At 78.7% G+C, this 1,341-nt stretch carries 1 protein-coding gene and 1 pseudogene; one reads left to right on the plus strand and one right to left on the minus strand.

Annotation, left to right across the window (positions count from 1 at the left end; translation table 11 throughout):
* Positions 1-1,033 (plus strand): PLP-dependent aminotransferase family protein (locus B0E53_RS36545; protein ID WP_107079926.1); only part of this gene is annotated, 1,033 nt, incomplete at its 5' end.
* 96 nt (positions 1,034-1,129) lie between these two features.
* On the opposite strand, the pseudogene B0E53_RS36550 reads toward B0E53_RS36545, so the two are convergent.
* A pseudogene (locus B0E53_RS36550) lies at positions 1,130-1,341 on the minus strand (hypothetical protein); the annotation flags it as partial.

The following is a 1,341-nucleotide window of genomic DNA, read 5'->3' on the forward strand; positions in this document are numbered from 1 at the left end:
GCGGGCCACCCGGCGGGCGCTGGCCGTGGCCCCCGCCGGGGCGTACGGCTACGGCGACCCGCGCGGCCGCCCGGAGCTGCGCCGGGCGCTCGCCGGCTACCTGGGCCGGGCCCGGGGCGTGCTGGCCGACCCGGAACGGATCGTGGTCACCACCGGGTACGTCCAGGCCCTCGTGCTGCTCACCGGCGTGCTCCGGGACGCCGGCACCCCGACGGTGGCCATGGAGGACCCCGGGCTGGCCTTCCACCGGGAGGTGGTCCGCCGGCACGGCGGCACGGTGCTGCCGCTGCCGGTCGACGGGCTCGGCGCGCGCACCGACCTGCTCGGCGCCGGGCCGCTGGCCCGGGTGGGGGCGGCCGTGGTGACCCCGGCGCACCAGTTCCCCACCGGGGTGACCCTGCACCCGGCCCGCCGGCACGCGCTGGCGGAATGGGCCCGGGCCACCGGCGGCCTGGTGGTCGAGGACGACTACGACGGCGAGTTCCGCTATGACCGGCAGCCCGTCGGCGCGGTCCAGGGCACCGCACCGGAGCAGGTCGCGTACGTGGGCACGGCGGCGAAGACCCTGGGGCCGGCGCTCCGCCTGGCCTGGCTGGTGCTGCCGGCCCGGCTGGTGGAGCCGGTGGTGGAGGCCAAGCGCCACCTGGACCTGCACACCGAGACGATCGGCCAGCTCGCCCTCGCCGAGCTGATCGACGGGCACGGCTACGACCGGCAGATCCGCACCGTCCGGCGCCGCTACCGGCAGCGGCGGGACCTGCTGCTGGACCGGCTGGGTGGCCGGTCGGCCGTGGCCGGGGTGGCGGCCGGCCTGCACGCCACCGTCCACCTGCGACCCGGCGGCCCGACCGAGGCCGAGGTGCTGGCCGCGGCCGCCGCGCGCGGACTCGGCGTCGGCGGGCTGGCCCTGCACCGGCACCACCCGGAGAGCGGGCCTCCCGGCCTGGTGGTCGGCTACGCCCACCCACCCGCGCACGCCTACCCGGCCGCCCTGGACCTGCTGTCCGGGGTGCTGCGCGACCTGGACGCCTGAACCCGCTTCCTCCGCTGCGGGCTCGGGGGCTGTTGACCGGATCTTGGCGAGTTCCCGTTCGGCAGGAACGGAAACTCGCCAAGATCGCATTCGGCTTCAGCGCGCGGGGCAGGGCTCGGGCACCGCGCGGGTGGGGAGCGCGGCGGGCGCGGGACGGCGGGTGGGGCGGGCCGTGAGGAGTGCGACCAGCAGGGCGGCGGTCACCAGCCCGGCGGCGACCCCGAAGGCGGACCGGTAACCGAGGGCGAGGGCGGCCACCTGGTCGGTGCCGGCGGCGCGCAGCGCGTCGGCGCGGCTCGCCGCCAGGG

It is taken from the genome of Micromonospora sp. MH33, from assembly GCF_003013775.1.
GTDB classification, from domain to species: Bacteria; Actinomycetota; Actinomycetes; order Mycobacteriales; family Micromonosporaceae; genus Micromonospora; species Micromonospora fulviviridis.